Raw genomic sequence first — 16,305 nt, forward strand, 5'->3', positions numbered from 1 at the left:
TATGTTAGCGTAGATCATCCGCTAACTCCTCTGCCACACCTTTTTTCGTTCACCCTGCTTACCCCATTGGTGTAGAAGTTCTCATCGATGATATTTCCCAAAAGATGAAACATTTAAATGGCGGAAAAATCGGAGATCCTTCCATTATCCGATTTTGTCTGGAAATGGGGCATACCCGATACAGCCGTGACATCGATATTAAAGATATATACAGTGCTTCTTTAAAAGATTGGTATGAAAAATACTTGAAGAAAGTGGTGAATCTAACACTTGATGCCAAGCACCAGGGGGATGAAATCTGGGCGATTGGCGGGGGATGTCTGTTACCAGGATTTAAGAAGCTCTTGGAGAAGAACGGGTTCAAAATTCTGGACAATCCGGTAGAAGCCAATGTCTTTGGGCTTTTAGAGATGGCAAAAAGTATCACTAGCAAGAATCCAACAAGCACCTCTGGGAAACTATAGCAATGGCAGATAAACAAGACTTTGCACCAGAAAAAGTTCGCCTCAAAGATAATTACCGAGAGCGCATATTTGCAGAATCGCAAAAACTAGATAAAAGTTACCTGGACACACTTTACTTTATAGTTGATTGCTACTTTGTTTTTATTAAGGCTGGATTACCTGCACAATCTGTAGCAAATACACCGATTAATACTGAGTCAAATCAACTACCCTCAAAGACTTCAATCCCAATTACAGAGGAAGAAGAAGAGGATTCTTCAGGCGAAACATTCAGCCTTGATTTTGATTTATAACGAGGATCTATTGGCACGCAGTTATTCTGTTGTCGGCAATCCTCGTAAAAAAAATGTCCCGCCCGAGCAAATATATTTTGGGTTTACCCAAGGACTGGTAGGTGTTGCACCCACAGAGAAAACGCTCTTGTCGGGACATTTTTTTCTGGAACTTCCTTAGACGACGAATGGCTAAACAGTTGTTGCTTGCGTGGTATGCCAATTATCAGCTAAAGTGCGAATTGTCTGAAGTTCTGATGGTGAAATACGTTCCAGGTTACGCAAAATTTGAGACATACGTGGCTGTTTTTTAAGCAAATCGTAATGACGAGCCAGGAAGTCCCAGTAAAAGAAATTGAAAGGACAAGCATTATCAGCACTGCGCTCACGATGGTTATAAGTACAACTCTTGCAATAGTCGCTCATATTGTTGATGTAGTTAGCAGAAGCAGCATAAGGTTTAGATGCAATCATTCCACCATCAGCAAACTGCCCCATACCAATTACATTGGTTTGCATCACCCAATCGTAGCCATCAATAAAGGCGGTATGAAACCATTTCTCAAGTTCTTGAGGCGAAATTCCGGCAATCAAAGCAAAGTTGTTCAGTACCATTAAGCGCTGAATATGGTGAGCATAACCTATTTGTTTAACCTGATTTAAAATCTGGTGCAGACAATTCATCTTTGTATCACCACTCCAATAAAAAGCAGGTAGTGGATGAGTGTGATTAAACCAATTACTTGATGAATAGTTTTGTTCTAGGTAAACATAAACCCCGTGCATATACTCTCGCCAACCCAACACCTGACGGATAAAGCCCTCAATACTGTTTAGTTCCCATTGCTGTTGGTTGTCTAAATATGCAAGTTCTGCTTTTTGAATAACTTCCAATGGATGAAGCAATCCAATGTTTAGGTAAGGAGAAAGCATTGAGTGCCACATTGTCTGTTCTCCTATCACCATTGCATCTTGATAAGGGCCAAAACCAGATAAACAAGTTTCCACAAAAAACTCAAGTACAAGTAATGCTTGCTGTCGCGTCACTCCCCAACGAAATGGCTCTATTTGCCAGTAAGCATGATTGTCCTCGAATGCCTTAGATTGCTTAAGGAAGTTAATCACATCTTGGGTAATCAAGTCTGGTTCAAACCACAAGGCTTCAGGTAAGGTCAGCTTGCCCTTGGGTAGTTTACGATTGTCTTTATCAAAGTTCCATCGACCACCAACAGGTTGGTTGCCCTCCATAAGAATGTTGAAGTGCCGCCGTCCCTGACGATAAAAGTCTTCCATGATTAAACGTTTGCGACCACTGGCCCATTGTTGAAACTCTTGGTCACTCCAGATGAAGCGATTATTGGGTGTAAAAGTGACTGGAATTGTCAGTTTTAGTTTTTGAATCAATTCAGCAAAAGGGCGATCTGTTGGAGTCATCACCCGCAATTCGCTAATTTGGTGCTGTTCAATCCATTCAAGTAAGGGTGTTTTGAAGTCTTGGCTTTGAGTGTATGTCACTACCCAACCTTCACTGAGTAGTTCTGCGGCGAAGTGACGCATAGCTGACCAGACCAGTACCAATTTTTGCAGATGGTAAGTCAGTTGCCCTGCGTGAGTTAGGGATTCAATAAAGATTACGGAGGTCTGTTGCTTTTGTTGCAAGCAGCTTTGTAGCGCTGACTGCTGTAACCAAAGTTGATCTCCGAGAACCCAAACACCAATGGTCATGCTCTTGCTCCCTCTGTTGCCATGCATTGGCAATGTGACGAAAAAATGCTGCTCAATCAAGTGTAACGCTCAAGTTACAAAAACTTTCTCAAGGAAATTAGTGGTACAAATGTATTGTAAACTGAGAAAGTTGAACTATGCACCTTCTGTGGTTTCGTCGAGATTTGCGGCTAACTGATAATGAAATTGTCACGTTAGCGACTGCCAATGATGCAGCCGTAAAACCATTGTTCATTGTTGATCCTTGGTTTTATCAGTGGGTCGATGTGGGAAAGGCGAGAGTCAGGTTTTTGTTTGAATCACTAGAAAACCTGGACTCAAACCTGCGAAAGTTAGGTAGTCGGCTGTACTTATTTGAAGGTAATTCTACAGACATTGTGCAAGAGTTGACTAAGCAGTTAATCGAGCAGGGATATAGCCCCAAACTTTTCTTTAACCGTGATGTGCAGGTAGAGTATGGTATCAGTCGTGATAAAACTATAGTTGATTTCTACAAACAGTTAAACCTTGATTACCACATTGGACTAAACAACTTTCTGCAATCAGCAGAGCAACGCGATGAGTGGTTTAACCAATACTATGAAAATTCAAAGATTCTTATCACTGCCAATACTCAATATCCAGAGAATTTGGTTTCCGATAATAGAAAACTGGTTAACTCAAAATTTCTCGGAGAATCAAAGAATTTATTTGGTAATTGATCGGACGAAATGGCAGCGCAAAAATTTGATGATGATTAGTTTAGTTTATGACCAAAGGGCTATCCCAATCTATTGGTAATTTTTACCCAGAATGGGAAATAGTAATTTTGAGGAGCAATCAAAAATATTTTCTCAAGTACTAGGATTATTCAACAAATATCAAACAGTTGTATTAGGGGACAGAGAATTTTGCTCTGTAAAATTAGCCAACTGGCTCAGGGAACAAGAAGTACAGTTTTGTTTGAGATTAAAAAAGAATGAATTTATTCTTGGGGAAGATGAAATTTGGCACTCCCTTGATAGCTTAGGTTTAGAACCGGGGGTTTCTCTATTTTTACAAAACATTAAGGTCACAAAAAGTCAAAAGGTTCAAGGTTTAAACCTAGCTGCTAAATGGAAGCGAAAGCTCAAAGGATGGTCAACAGAAGAAGGGTGGTTTATCTTAACGAATTTAACCGATCTTACCTCGGCTATTAATGCTTATAAAAAACGTTTTGACATTGAAGAAATGTTTCGAGATTTTAAAAGTGGTGGTTACAACTTAGAAGATACGAATGTTTCGGGTAATCGCTTGATATCTCTGATATTAATCATATCTATTGCTTATAGTATGTCCACTTTTCAAGGGCAAAAAATTAAGCGTATTGGTGTACAAAAATATGTTGCTAGAGTCAAAGAATATGCACGAGTGACCAGGAGGCATAGCAGTTTTTATGTCGGTTTATATAGCCAAACCTGGGTAAGTTTTATAGATAACTGTTGGTGTATTGTTCAAAAATTAATGAGATTAAATAGCAATAAGATCGAGTATTATTTACGAGGCATGAGGGCTATGGAGCTTATTTTGCCTACGTTTTAGCTTTCATGTCGCCCCCTCAGATTCTGCATTTAAGCTAGTGCCCAATAGCAAAATTGATACAAAAATCAAATCTTTTTTTATCTATAAAAAGTTATATAAAATCGTATTTATATTCTAAAAAAGAAAACAGATGACTAACAAAAAAGTCGTTCTCGTTACTGCATGGTCATAACTGCTTTGAAAGCCCAATGGTCTGATGGAACATCAGTAAAAGGATTTGGTAAAGTTTGGGCAATATTTTGAACGCAAGCATTCACAACTTGATTTGATGTTGCTGGAGCTTCAGTTACAGGTTCTTGAAATTTAGCAGGAGTAACAAAGCTAGTAGTCGCTAGTACTACAAGTGTAGCTAAAATTTTGGGCTCTTCAGTACTTGTTATGCTAAATACGTCTGTAAATTAGCTATAACCCTTACTGGGTAATAATAACAGCCATCAGTCTTAGCGCTTGAGGCAAGATTTTTGAAATTGAAGCTATAACTCCCTGTAAGGCTTGATTTTCAAGGCAAGTGACGGACTTTAATTAAAGGTTCAGCATAATACGTACTGAAGAACCAAATTTTGTACTTCATAACTTGAGTTTTCTAAAAATGGCATTTAACCCCAATACTGCTCGGTTAAGGGAAAATCGAGCAGTATTGGCTCAGAATCGGACATTGGGTCATCTTACCGCATTGCCAGTCCCATCTCCCCCGAAAAAAATCGCTCTCGAAATTGAGACTTAACTGGCGGATCTTGAGTGGTGAAATTTGAAGAAGTTTCGCAGACTGGTTCATTGGATGTTCAAACTTCGATTGTGAAGCTCGTTAACGATGAACCTGTTGCAATCACTCCGTCGGTATGGACAATCGGTTTGGCTCGATGAGTATGAGCGAAGCTGGGTGATCAGTGGTCAGTTGCAGCACTCCATTGACGAGGATGGTTTAAGAGGTGTCCAATCGAACTTCCAGAGCTTACAAACGGCAATTCAAGGACAGGAGTACGATCGCGATTTCACTACACTGGCGCAGCAAGGGATGAGCCGGACTGCTCGATCGGATTACGACTACTTAATTGTGCGAGATCTGCAATTAGCGGCTGACTTGTTGAAACAGACGCATGTACAAACTCAAGGACGCGATGGTTATATTCAGGTTGATCTTCCACCTGATGCACTGTTTGAGGTTGAAACAGCGATCGCAGCCGCTCAAAAAATCTGGCAATCTGTCGGCTGGAGTAATTTGATGCTGAGAATTCCAGCGACTCAAATCATGTTGCCGGTGATTGAACAACTGATTAGAGAGCGCATTTCCGTGAATGCAACGCTCGTGTTTTCTCCAAATGTGTATGAACAGATATTTGATGGTTATCTGAGGGGACTGGAGAGATTGATGCAGCAAGGAGAATTGGTGAGCGATGTTGTTTGCTTTACCACTTTTCCCATTGGTCGATTGGATGCAATGATTGATCCGCTCATTGCCAACTTAGAATCATCTTTCAGCCTGATGCAAGCTAAACTACTGTACCAGCACTATCGAAACCTCTATCAAAGTGACCGCTGGCGATCGCTCCCTGACGGGGCAAATTCACTTCGCCTGGTGTGGGATTGCACTGGCATTCCGCCACAAGCAGCATGGCAATATCTTCAGACTCTAGCGGTTCCTGAAACAGTAATGATGCTATCGCCATCGACGCTGGAAATGTATCGTGAGGTTTCTCTGCTGCCTACCAGTTTGATTGATGCTGGAAGTGGTGAACAGAGTTTGATGAGGGAGTCGCAAATGGAAATTTCTTTGAATCAGTTGGTTGAGCAATTTGTGAATGAGGAAATAACGCGATCGCTCAACGCTTTTTATCAGTTGTTAGACGCGATCGAACACAGGGGCATTCGCTGAAATTCCTCAATGCTCAATTGCCCCTAATGCTTTAAGGGTAGATTTTTGAGCCATTGTCAACCCAATCGCGCCTTGAATGTTCATCCCTTCGTAAAGACGATCGACTGTCTGTGTATTAATACAGCGTCCTGTTTGCACGTCCCAGAGTTTGATCGTGCGATCATCACTGCCACTAAATAAGATTTGACTATCAGAGTTAAATACGACTGATTTGACCCAACGGGTGTGGTCGCCCAAGTTGTGGAGGCAATGCCCTGTTTGCAGATTCCATAGGCGTATAGTTTGGTCACTACTGCCGCTTGCCAGAGTTTGACCGTCGGGACTGATCGCAAGCGTCCATACCGATCCTGTGTGCCCCTGCAACGTCTGCAAACATGCCCCGGTTTGTACATCCCAAACACGAATCGTTTGGTCATGACTGCCACTTGCCAACTGTTGACCACTGGAATCAAACGCTACTGTGAACACGGAGTTTGTATGTCCTTGAAAGATCCGTAAACACGCTCCAGTTTGCACATGCCACAGTCGCAGGGTGCTATCGTAGCTGCCGCTTGCCAACCATTGACCGCTTGGATCAAAAGCGATCGCCCGAATGGCGCTCTCATGTCCGCGTAACACCTGTAAGCATTGATGCGTCTGCACATCCCAGAGTTTGATGGTGCGATCGTCACTACTGCTTGCCAAAAATTTTCCATCTGGGCTAAACAGTACAGTCCAGATGGATACATCATGCGCTAACCACTGATCGAGATGCCCGGTTTGGGTATGCCACAGGGCAATGGAACCATCATGGCGATTGCTTGCCAGCGTTTGACCATCTGGGCTAAAGCTGACATGACTTAATGATGAAAGCCAACGGGTCTGGCTCGGCAAGGTTTTATAGAGATGAAGTGTGGGCAGCTTGCGATCTAGCCGTAAATGCCAGAGATGGATGGTTTCATCCTGCTTACTGATGGCAAGCATTTGACCATCCGGACTGAGGCTCAGGGAGTGAATGCCGCTGGTGTAACCGCGCAACGTTTTGAGGCGTTGTCCAGTCTGCAAACACCACAGCCGCACCGTATGGTCTTTACCTGTGCTGACCAACCATTGATGATCGGCACTAATGGCAAGCCCGTAAACATCGTGGGTATGACCTTCGAGCACATGGAGCGTTTGCCCGTCTGGAACATTCCATAGGCGCAGAGTGGTATCACGGCTGGCACTGACTAACCAACGACCATCTGGGCTAAATCTGATGTCCCACACCCAATCGGTATGTCCATGCAGCACCTTAAAGTTGGGTTTTAACGGTCGATTACCAGAAAGATAGCCGCTCCACAGCCGAATCGACCCATCGCGGCTACCACTCGCGATCTGTTGACCATCTGGGCTGTAGCGCACACACTGAACCTCGCTAGTATGCCCCTGCAATACACTCAAGCAGGTTCCATCATACACATTCCAGAGCCGCAAGTTGGTATCATGACTGGCGCTGACCAGAATTTGCTGATCGGGCGAGAAATGAACCGAATAAACACTCTGGGTGTGCCCTTGCAAGACGTGGAGACAGTGCCCTTGCAAATTCCACAGGCGCACCGTTTTGTCTTCACCAGCGCTGGCGATCGTTTGTCCATCGGGACTAAAACTGACCGACCACACACAGCCTGTGTGCTCGGTTAGCACGTGCAAGCATTGCCCAGTCTGAACATCCCACAAGCGCACCGAACTGTCAGTACTGCCGCTGGCTAACGTTGTGCCATCCGGACTAAAGGTAATGAACCAGAGCCAACCTGTGTGACCTTCAAAAGTGGCTAAGAGTTGAGCGGTAATAATATTCCAGAGGTAGATGTTGCCGCTGGAATCCCCAACGGCGATCGTTTGACCGTCTGGACTAAAATCGATCGACATCCCAACCGTAAGCGCTTCTGAAAAAATGGATTTGGTTAGATTGACATTTTGAAAATTGACTCCGGCTAAATTAACCTGTCGCAAGTCGGCCTGCTGCACCACCAGATCAGAAAAATCGGAGCCGCACAAATCCACCTGAAGCTGCACCAGCAGGTTAATTAGATTGCCCGCCACATATCCTGGTCGTTGTTTCTGCTGCGCCAATAGTTGTCTTGCCTGTGCCTCGATCGCTGCTACACTGCTAAAGCGAGACAGCAATCGTTCGATCACAGGTTGCATCATTAAGCGAATTTGAATCTCTCGGATATACTCCTTCGCTTGCACACGCATTAAGGTGTGTGTTTGCAAAAAGCGAATCTGCTGTGTCTCAAACTCAGTACAAACTTGCTGCACAAAGCGTTCTGTGATGTATTCCATCACTACAGGTTGCAAGAAGAATAATCCATCCGTTTTTTCAATCAGCGATCGCCGCAACAACGAGTTGATCAGATTAGGGACACTTTGCTGAGCCATCAGCTCAATCACATTTTCCCGAATGTCTGCGATCGAAACTGGCTCTCGAAGAATGGCTAGCCAGACCATCACCTGTTGTTCGTTTGGGGATAAGCGATTAAATTGACGCTCCAGCAGATCGCGGATGTCGGCAAAAACAGGTATTCCCTGATTGAGATAGTTTAATACTTCCGAAATACTGCCGTTAAACAAATCCTGGGTGGCGGCTGCCACCAGTTTTAACGCCAGTGGATTGCCGCCATAGTGATGGATCAACATGTTCCATTCGGCTTCTGAACCTGTAAATGCCCCTTTTTGTCGAAAGATGGCGCGTCCATCAACAGGTGTCAGTCCACTTAAGGGCAGCGGTCGCACCAACCCCTGTACGCTTTCCATCAGTGCCATTTCGCGGGGCTTTTCGCGACTGGTCAGCAACAAACAACTGAGATGGGACGTTTCGCCAATCGTTCTGAGCAACTGCCCGTAGCCTTCATAGCCTGATCGCCATTGTCCTACCTGTTCGCTGTGCAAAATAATCTCAGCATTATCCAGAATCAATAAACACCGACGCGATCGCAAATATTGCATCAGTTTGGAAAGTTGCTGATCAAGCGTGGTGGGAATGATCGGATCTTCCCCAAACAGCGGCATAAGAAACTTTAACAGACTTGACAGAAGTTCCTCTAGCGGTGGCGCGTTGGCGAGCGATCGCCACACAATGATTTCAAATTCTGCTTGCATTTGCAGCGCTGCTTTGACGGCGATTGTACTTTTGCCAATGCCGCCAATGCCCAATAGCCCCACCACGCGACAGCGTTCAGAGACGATCCATTGCCACAGTTGTGCTAGCTCTGTCTCACGTCCATAAAACACGGAGGTGTCCACGGCCGTATCCCAATCTTGTTGGGGATTTGCCCGTCGGGGTGTCAACGCTTCACTGGCTGAAATAGGAGCGGTAGAATCCGCTTTGCTTAACTTTAACCCAAACGCCTGGAACAGATGCTCTAACGACTGGCGATCGACCCCCTGTTCGCGCTTAAAAATCCGGATCAGGGTATTGAGAGAAAGCCCGGTGCGATCGCTGAGATCTTCCTGGCTAAAGTGTTTGCCCCAGCTTTCGTTTGCTTCTGCCTGCTGTTTTGCCGCCTGAAATTTCTGCCACCCTTCAGGCGAGAGGATGACTCCTCGCACTCGTCCAGCAGCTCTACTCCGTCCAGGTTTTGACGCGTTGACATCCATAAGTAAGCGGATGATCCAAAAGGGCAGCTTTAGACTTCTTTTCAATAGTACCGTGCATTGCTCTGACGCGAAGGCCTCACTGATACAAATGCAGTGGCAAATTAGCTCATCCTTAACTCAGAGTTTCGGTCAACTGGCTCCGCAACACTTCCTGCTTGCTGCCAGTGCAAAGGTTAAATTGCGTCTTAACTGAGAAAACTTGAGTGGTGTAAATGGGGCGATCGCTGAAGAATTGAAACATAACGCGTTGTAGGGGAGAGCGACAAGTGATGAATTCTGCGTTCACGGATGAAACTACCCTGGCAGAACAGACCGAAAACTTGGGGCAAATGGCAATGCTGATGGGCTTGACTCCTAATTCAGAGCAATGCTTCTTTGGCATGTGAATAGAAATATCGCTAGCGCTTTAACATTGCGCCTAAACCACGTCTTTAGAGGAATGTGAACAATGGTTGACCAAGACGGACCCCACTACTTTGTAGTATTCCACAGCCCCGGACCGAAGTGGTTGGAGGGCACACCATACAATGAACAGCCCGAATTCTTCCGCCACGTCGAATACATAAGCGGGTTGCAAGACAAGGGCAAGATCGTTCTGAGTGGACCCTTTATGAAAAAGCCCGGTGGTCTTACCGGCGAACTGTCCGATGGCGGGATGGCAATTCTGAGAGCAGCCGATCTTGAAGAAGCCGCTAAGCTCGGAACAGACGATCCCACAGTTCAATCCGGTATGCTCAAGGTCGAGATCAAGACCTTTTGGGTCCCATTTCAAGGTTGACTGAATAGCTGCCAAAGTTGGGATGACTTGAATCTTAATCGCGGATAAGTACAGGCTTAACCGTCCCCAGTTCACATTTTACTGATCAAATTGTGGTTTAACTCAGAAAACTTGAGTGGTGTGAATAAGGCGATCGCTGAAGAATGAAGCATAACCAATGTTGCTGAATCAAAGTTACCAACCCAAGCAGAAGCAATTTACCAATTTGAGGAATTAAGACTATGGGGAAGCTCGCAAACAAAGTAGCTGTCGTCACAGGTGGGAGCAGTGGACTTGGCTTTACTACTGCGCTCCGGTTCATTGCTGAAGGCGCGGACGTTTTCATCACCGGTCGTCGGCAAAACGAACTTGACGCTGCCGTGAAAGAACTTGGCTCCAACGCTTTCGCAATCCAGGGTGATATTTCTCACCCATCTGACCTAGATCGTCTCTTTGCAATCATCAAAGAACAGAAAGGACATCTAGACATCCTGTTCGCCAATGCTGGACTCGGCTCTTTTGCGCCACTGGGGCAGATTACTGAAGAGCACTTCGATCGCATCTTCGATATCAACGTCAAGGGTACACTCTTTACCGTGCAAAAGGCGTTACCGTTGATGCCCGATGGGGCGGTGATCATCATTAACAGTTCGATCGCCGCAAGCAAAGGCCTCCCAGCTTTCGGTGTTTATGCAGCCAGCAAAGCCGCGTTGCGGTCGTTCGCCCGGACGTGGTCGGTTGACCTCAAAGAACGTCGAATCCGTGTCAATGCCGTTAGTCCAGGTACCATCGTGACACCTGCTTACGTCAACGAACTTGGCATGAGCGACGAGCAAATTAAGGAGCTTACGGCGCAAACTGCTGGCACTGCGCCGCTCGGACGTGCTGGTACGCCCGACGAGGTTGCTAAGGCGGTGGTGTTTCTCGCCTCAGATGACAGCAGCTATATCACTGGTGTTGAGCTGTTTGTAGACGGGGGGTTAGCTCAAATCTGAACCCGGGAAGTCCCGCGCTTTACTGTGCCAACACGCTTGTACAAAGCTCTACGCTTTCAGTCCAAGGCTTTCATTTGCTACTCACTTTTACCGCGTGGTAGCAGTCGTTGATGTGAGATCACGGGCATGGCAGTCATACAGTTACAAGATCCTACCATCACATTTTTACTTTGAACCCAAGCACTTTTAGGAGGAACCACACATGGGCAAGCTCACAGGTAAAGTCGCTGTTGTTACAGGCGCATCCAAGGGCATTGGAGCCGCTATCGCTAAATCACTTGCCGCCGAAGGCGCAGGAGTCGTTGTCAACTATGCCTCCAGCAAAGAGGGGGCTGAGAAGGTGGTCAGAGAAATCACCGCTGCGGGTGGCAAGGCTGTCGCTGTCGGGGGTGATGTTTCTAAAGCGGTTGAGGCACAGGGAATTATTGATGCGGCGATCGCGAACTTTGGTCACCTTGATATCCTCGTCAACAACTCTGGTGTCTACGAGTTCGCTCCAATCGAAGACATCACCGAAGATTTGTTCCACAAGATCTTCAATGTCAACGTCCTCGGTGTTTTGCTCACGACTCAGGCAGCTGTCAAGCATCTCGGCGAAGGTAGCAGCATCATCAACATTAGCTCTGGTGTCAGCCGTATTACTCCACCAAACAGCACAATTTATAGTGGCACCAAGGGGGCTGTAGATTCCATTACAGGTGTACTCGCAAAAGAACTCGGCTCACGACAGATTCGCGTCAATTCAATTAACCCTGGCATCGTCGAAACCGAGGGCACCATCGGCGCGGGCTACATCGGCTCTGACTTTGAGAAGGGATTCATCGCGCAAACCCCGCTCGGTCGGGCGGGACGACCTGGAGACATTGCCTCGATCGCGGTGTTCCTGGCATCGGACGACTCTGGCTGGCTGACGGGTGAGCAGCTGCTTGCGACCGGAGGACAGCGCTAATTCACCCTGACTGAAATTCAGCTAAGTGCCTCACTCAACACTCGAACTGACGCTAAGGAGTTTCTTCATGGCTACGAAAAATGACAGCCTGTTCCTGATTACCGGAGCAACTGGTAACACAGGTGACACCACAGTGCGCCTGCTGCTTCAACGAGGACACCATGTCCGCGCCTTCGTCCACCGCAGCGATGCGCGTTCCGAGAGCCTAGCCGCCGCCGGAGCCGAGATTGTTGTGGGCGATCTGCTCGACTTCCACGCCGTCAGCAATGCCATGCAAGGGGCCACGGGAGCATATTTCTGCTACCCGATCGCTCCCGGTTTGCTTGATGCCACCGTCATCTTTGCCCAGGCAGCCAGCGAAGCGGGTGTCAAGGCAGTGGTGAACATGTCCCAGATCTCTGCACGCCGCGAGGCGAAAAGTGATGCGGCACGCCAGCACTGGCTTGGTGAACGCCTGCTGGATCGAACCACCATGCAGACAGCGCACCTACGACCAACGTTCTTCACTGAATGGTTGACCTGGTACTGGAATTACCGTGGTGATGAAGGTGTTCTGCGCTTGCCGCTCGGCAACGGTCGCCATGCGCCGATCGCTGGCAAAGACCAGTCTTACGTCATCGCTGCCATTCTGGAAAACCCGGAACCGCACGATCGTCAGATCTATCCGCTCCACGGTCCAGTCGAGATGAACTACAACGAGATTGCATCGACGATCGCACAAACACTCGCCATTCCTGTGCGGTATGAACCAATCGATGTTGCCACGTTCGTAGCAGGGTTGAACGCGAAGGGCTTTCCATCTCACCTCGTCCAGCACCTTAGTAATGTTGCTATTGACTATCAGAACGGGATTTTTGCCGGAACCAACAACTTCGTAGAGGTCATCGGCAACAAGACTCCGATGACGGTTGAGGACTACGTGAACGCCAACAAGGAAGCTTTCAGCAAAGATGGTTCCTACGCCATTGCCACGACCCCAACCTATGCCCTGAACACGTAATCAAATGGGAGCATAACGATGAATGTGAGTGGGTCTACAAAAAAATTACTGCTTGTCCGAATGGCACTAAGAAAAGCTCTAAGGTATGCGGAATAAGGGTTACAGCTTTTAATGCCAGAGAGCGCAGTAATTAATGGCATAAGGGGAGCGATGCGATTTTGTGAGGTGCTTAAAATTCGGGTGCTAAATCACCTTTTTAGGAGTGCGATCGCAGCTAAATAACTGTTTTTATTGAGAATCTACCTTTATAACTGAGAATTAAAGTCCGATCTAACAAAATCGCATCGCTCCCCATACGGCCGCTTCAGTTCCCCCAGATGCTTCAGCACAGCACGGGCAGCTTCTTCTAAGCTCTCATTTTCTCGTAGCCTACTGATGCGTAGGCGTAGCCCGCCGCAGGCATCGCTCTTAGAGAAATGCCAATTATCTACATCTTCTGAAATTCTATTGAGTTTTATTCATTTCTAGCCAGTTGTAGAGTGGGAACTGAACTCTGTTGAGCGCTGCATAAATCATGTAGAGGGGTTTTACAGCACTCAACTGAACAACTGGCATAGCTGGATGTCAAGAAGCGGGAAGTTTTATCTTTTCCCTCGTACAACTTCTTCACTGTCCCGTTGTGTTGCTAACTCTATTGAAACTGCAACCCGAAAACATTGAATGCCAAATTGCCAAAATTGTTTAGGGTGCTATCTCTCTCCCATATTCAGACTCTAGTACATTCAACAACTTCTCTTCCACAACAGTAAGATAAGGACGGCTCAACTTACCCAATAACTGCAACAGACTTTTGACTGTCTCTTCCAGCGAATCGGAATACACTCGACTGATGCGATCGCAAATCACCCGCATCTGCTCACACTCGGCAGGCAAGTAGTTGTATGACTTCAGGTACTGCAAGCCAACTGTGTACTTGCCATCCCAGGTTCTGACAGTGCAACTGAATTCGCCCACATAGTTTATGATGCCCCAGCACCCACCCTTGCCTCTGAGTTCTGGATTGTCTTTGGCTAAAATTTGGCATACTTCGCCTAGCTGGTAGGTGTTGGGTACTTGGGTGCGTTCCATTATCCGTTCTATCACGTCTTTGACAACACGACCTGATGGTACTTTCCCGCCAGCAACCTCAACCGCAGTTTGCCACACTTCCCACTGTTCCTGCGGTTCTAACTTAGTCATGGGGCGAACTTGTCCTTCGCTAGTCGGCAGGATTTGGGAACTATTTGTTGTCAAATCATCAATCCCAGAGTTTTGACAACAAATTGTTGTCAAATTCTCGTAGACATCAGATGCTGCAATCAAATAATTTGACTTTTGGCGACTATGCCCAAAGCGATCGCGGCAATAATCTTCAAAAGTTTTGTGCGTAGAACGGTAAAGTCTGCGATCGCGTAATTGGGACAGTGCCTTGCCAGCTTCAAAAAATGCACGTTCTACTTTGCGCTCTAGATGCAGGCGATCGCTCTGTTCCTGCTCGGTTAATTCAGGAATTTCAACAGCAGTAACGTCAATTGTTGCTAAGGCTGGGTTTTCTTGAGGGGAGATATCTTCATTTACAGAGTCAGGGGGTGTTTTTGAATCATCAGAAGCGGCAGAGGTGGATTTTTTACGCTTGAGGGGTGGGTTGTTCATGCATCCACCTTTTTTGGTTCAGTGGCATTGGCTCAAAATCGATCACAGATAGATTTTCGGTGTGCTAACTTGCAGCGATCACTGGAAGAACTAAAGTTAGGGTCAGAGGATTAATAGGCTGGAGGTCAAGCATTTTCAGACTCCAGTTCCGCCTGTACTAGCTCATCAAAAGTACAGTTGTAGACTTGCATAAGTTTTTGAAGTCCCACAGGGGTCATCCGGGGAGCTGTTTTCAATTGATCCCAGTTCCGAACCGTAGAGACGGCTACACCAAGCTCCACAGCTATTTCTTCTGCTCTTTTTCCTACCCTTAGCCTTAAATCTTTCATATTCATACCAATAGATTACACCATTAACATAGCACAGGTAACTGGTACTAAGCACTTGACAAGTACCAGTTAATTAGCAATAATTAAATATAGAGAAAGCGCCCGGACTGGTAATCAAGAGCGCTTTCTCTGTCCCTAATAATAAGGAAACTTCATTATGACCCATGTAAGGTATACACAGCAAGCCCTTTCCCGCTATAATCTCCCCCGTCTCAAAAGAATCGCTGCTGAACGCGGCGTGACACCCACCGGGGACAAAAGAGCGGCTGACACCTGGGTAAACGCAATCATCACCCACCAATCAACCCAGCTTCAGAAAGTTGACAACCAAGCCCTCGCCCAAGCCGAACTCGACAACTACATCGCTGACCAAGCCCAAGCCATAGCTCCCGAACCCCTCAGAATAGTCGAAATCTCATTTGACCATCACGAATATTACGCTGGTGATCAACTGATAGCCAACATCAGCCATGACGATAATCTAACCCAGCCTTGGGTAGTCATGTTGAAGGGTGTAGAGAAATTCCGCGCTAACACTTGGGCAAGATGCCATCGCTTCATCCAATGGCATCACCAAGACAGCACACTTCACGAAACAGCCCCCACTCAACCAGAAACACCCTGCATCTCCGAAAACCGAATCATGGCGCATATTTTCAACGAGTGCCAGAATTACGGCTTTGAAATTCTCGATGATGGCATTTACAACAACGGCGTAAAGCTGGGCGAAGTCGGCTGCACTAATGGGAATTGGTGGGTAATCCTGGGTTGTTCAGGTCAGCAGCAGTATTCTAACTCTGTGTTGAATGCTGTGCGTTCGCTGTCGATGCTAGATACATCGTTGTCTACTGAAGCATCTGACGAATACTTGCAATATCGCCCACTGGAACAACTAACCACTGAGGAACTACAGCAGATGCTCTCTGCTGAAGCAACCGAATGTGAGCAATTGTTAGACCACCCAGTTGACGAACTGACCTCTAAGGACTGGGAACGGTTACGGGAGTATGAGCCGCACTTGGAGTTAGTCGCGGCGTAATCACATACAAGGGCGATGGCGTAACCGCCCAGCGGATACTGTTGGCGAAATATTACTTAACATAAAAACGGTAGATTTACCGTGTAATA

Annotated in this window: 13 protein-coding genes and 2 pseudogenes; 10 read left to right on the plus strand and 5 right to left on the minus strand. The window is 46.5% G+C overall.

Translation table 11 applies throughout. The features are described from left to right. Nucleotides 1-59: 59 nt before the first annotated feature. Both HWQ39_RS00775 and HWQ39_RS00780 read left to right on the plus strand, forming a co-directional pair. Nucleotides 60-464, plus strand: a pseudogene (locus tag HWQ39_RS00775) (hypothetical protein); the annotation flags it as partial. Nucleotides 465-466: 2 nt separating this feature from the next. Further along, on the plus strand, nucleotides 467-757 hold the full coding sequence (locus tag HWQ39_RS00780) for a hypothetical protein (protein WP_292840196.1): 291 nt from the start codon (nucleotides 467-469) through the stop codon (nucleotides 755-757). A gap of 171 nt (nucleotides 758-928) precedes the next feature. On the opposite strand, the gene HWQ39_RS00785 is transcribed toward HWQ39_RS00780, so the two are convergent. Beyond that, nucleotides 929-2,461, minus strand: a complete 1,533-nt coding sequence (locus HWQ39_RS00785) for a cryptochrome/photolyase family protein (RefSeq protein WP_292840199.1) — start codon at nucleotides 2,459-2,461, stop codon at nucleotides 929-931. Nucleotides 2,462-2,598: 137 nt separating this feature from the next. On the opposite strand from HWQ39_RS00785, the gene HWQ39_RS00790 reads away from it, so the two are divergent. From HWQ39_RS00790 to HWQ39_RS00800, 3 genes and pseudogenes are all read left to right on the plus strand, one after another. After that, nucleotides 2,599-3,162 carry a deoxyribodipyrimidine photo-lyase gene (locus HWQ39_RS00790; protein WP_292840202.1) on the plus strand — a complete coding sequence of 188 codons (564 nt, stop codon included), beginning with the start codon at nucleotides 2,599-2,601 and terminating at the stop codon, nucleotides 3,160-3,162. Beyond that, nucleotides 3,044-4,021, plus strand: a pseudogene (locus HWQ39_RS00795) (IS4 family transposase); the annotation flags it as partial. The gene HWQ39_RS00790 and the pseudogene HWQ39_RS00795, both read left to right, overlap by 119 nt. An 811-nt stretch (nucleotides 4,022-4,832) precedes the next feature. Beyond that, nucleotides 4,833-5,894 (plus strand): transaldolase family protein, encoded by a 1,062-nt coding sequence (locus HWQ39_RS00800; RefSeq protein ID WP_292840205.1) that lies wholly within the window; start codon nucleotides 4,833-4,835, stop codon nucleotides 5,892-5,894. 6 nt (nucleotides 5,895-5,900) lie between these two features. Here the strand turns inward: HWQ39_RS00800 and HWQ39_RS00805 are convergent, their stop codons facing one another. Together HWQ39_RS00805 and HWQ39_RS00810 are read right to left on the minus strand one after the other, a co-directional pair. Further along, nucleotides 5,901-9,515, minus strand: coding sequence for an NB-ARC domain-containing protein (locus tag HWQ39_RS00805; RefSeq protein ID WP_292840208.1), 3,615 nt, complete (start codon nucleotides 9,513-9,515; stop codon nucleotides 5,901-5,903). Nucleotides 9,516-9,627: 112 nt separating this feature from the next. After that, a complete protein-coding gene (locus HWQ39_RS00810; RefSeq protein ID WP_292840211.1) occupies nucleotides 9,628-9,756 on the minus strand; it encodes a hypothetical protein in 129 nt (42 codons plus the stop codon). A 207-nt stretch (nucleotides 9,757-9,963) separates the two neighbouring features. Between HWQ39_RS00810 and HWQ39_RS00815 the strand changes: the two genes are divergently transcribed. The 4 genes from HWQ39_RS00815 (at nucleotide 9,964) to HWQ39_RS00830 (ending at nucleotide 13,216) form a co-directional block, all read left to right on the plus strand. Continuing rightward, entirely contained in the window at nucleotides 9,964-10,293 is a 330-nt protein-coding gene (locus HWQ39_RS00815) for a YciI family protein (RefSeq protein WP_292840214.1), read from the plus strand. Nucleotides 10,294-10,514: 221 nt separating this feature from the next. Then, the gene (locus HWQ39_RS00820; protein ID WP_292840216.1) at nucleotides 10,515-11,267 is read left to right on the plus strand and encodes a glucose 1-dehydrogenase; all 753 of its coding nucleotides are present in this window, start codon (nucleotides 10,515-10,517) and stop codon (nucleotides 11,265-11,267) included. Between the two features lie 202 nt (nucleotides 11,268-11,469). Then, entirely contained in the window at nucleotides 11,470-12,216 is a 747-nt protein-coding gene (locus HWQ39_RS00825) for a glucose 1-dehydrogenase (RefSeq protein ID WP_292840218.1), read from the plus strand. 67 nt (nucleotides 12,217-12,283) lie between these two features. Next, on the plus strand, nucleotides 12,284-13,216 hold the full coding sequence (locus HWQ39_RS00830; RefSeq protein WP_292840220.1) for an NAD(P)H-binding protein: 933 nt from the start codon (nucleotides 12,284-12,286) through the stop codon (nucleotides 13,214-13,216). A gap of 681 nt (nucleotides 13,217-13,897) precedes the next feature. Here the strand turns inward: HWQ39_RS00830 and HWQ39_RS00835 are convergent. Both HWQ39_RS00835 and HWQ39_RS00840 read right to left on the minus strand, forming a co-directional pair. Continuing rightward, complete coding sequence (locus tag HWQ39_RS00835) at nucleotides 13,898-14,848, minus strand: hypothetical protein (protein WP_292840222.1); 951 nt, start codon at nucleotides 14,846-14,848, stop codon at nucleotides 13,898-13,900. Nucleotides 14,849-14,973: 125 nt separating this feature from the next. Further along, nucleotides 14,974-15,183, minus strand: coding sequence for a helix-turn-helix transcriptional regulator (locus tag HWQ39_RS00840; protein WP_196527227.1), 210 nt, complete (start codon nucleotides 15,181-15,183; stop codon nucleotides 14,974-14,976). Between the two features lie 151 nt (nucleotides 15,184-15,334). Here HWQ39_RS00840 and HWQ39_RS00845 point away from each other — a divergent pair, with 151 nt between their 5' ends. Continuing rightward, entirely contained in the window at nucleotides 15,335-16,216 is an 882-nt protein-coding gene (locus HWQ39_RS00845; RefSeq protein ID WP_292840226.1) for a hypothetical protein, read from the plus strand. The last annotated feature ends 89 nt before the right edge of the window (nucleotides 16,217-16,305 follow it).

The organism is Nostoc sp. NMS8, assembly GCF_017115045.1.
Lineage (GTDB): Bacteria > Cyanobacteriota > Cyanobacteriia > Cyanobacteriales > Nostocaceae > Nostoc.

Coding starts and splice junctions, on each gene's coding strand:
- HWQ39_RS00785 (WP_292840199.1), bottom strand. CDS start 2,461: ATGACCATTGGTGTTTGGGTTCTCGGAGATCAACTTTGGTTACAGCAG.
- HWQ39_RS00780 (WP_292840196.1), top strand. CDS start 467: ATGGCAGATAAACAAGACTTTGCACCAGAAAAAGTTCGCCTCAAAGAT.
- HWQ39_RS00810 (WP_292840211.1), bottom strand. CDS start 9,756: ATGTTTCAATTCTTCAGCGATCGCCCCATTTACACCACTCAAGTTTTC.
- HWQ39_RS00845 (WP_292840226.1), top strand. CDS start 15,335: ATGACCCATGTAAGGTATACACAGCAAGCCCTTTCCCGCTATAATCTC.
- HWQ39_RS00805 (WP_292840208.1), bottom strand. CDS start 9,515: ATGGATGTCAACGCGTCAAAACCTGGACGGAGTAGAGCTGCTGGACGA.
- HWQ39_RS00840 (WP_196527227.1), bottom strand. CDS start 15,183: ATGAATATGAAAGATTTAAGGCTAAGGGTAGGAAAAAGAGCAGAAGAA.
- HWQ39_RS00815 (WP_292840214.1), top strand. CDS start 9,964: ATGGTTGACCAAGACGGACCCCACTACTTTGTAGTATTCCACAGCCCC.
- HWQ39_RS00820 (WP_292840216.1), top strand. CDS start 10,515: ATGGGGAAGCTCGCAAACAAAGTAGCTGTCGTCACAGGTGGGAGCAGT.
- HWQ39_RS00800 (WP_292840205.1), top strand. CDS start 4,833: ATGAACCTGTTGCAATCACTCCGTCGGTATGGACAATCGGTTTGGCTC.
- HWQ39_RS00790 (WP_292840202.1), top strand. CDS start 2,599: ATGCACCTTCTGTGGTTTCGTCGAGATTTGCGGCTAACTGATAATGAA.
- HWQ39_RS00825 (WP_292840218.1), top strand. CDS start 11,470: ATGGGCAAGCTCACAGGTAAAGTCGCTGTTGTTACAGGCGCATCCAAG.
- HWQ39_RS00835 (WP_292840222.1), bottom strand. CDS start 14,848: ATGAACAACCCACCCCTCAAGCGTAAAAAATCCACCTCTGCCGCTTCT.
- HWQ39_RS00830 (WP_292840220.1), top strand. CDS start 12,284: ATGGCTACGAAAAATGACAGCCTGTTCCTGATTACCGGAGCAACTGGT.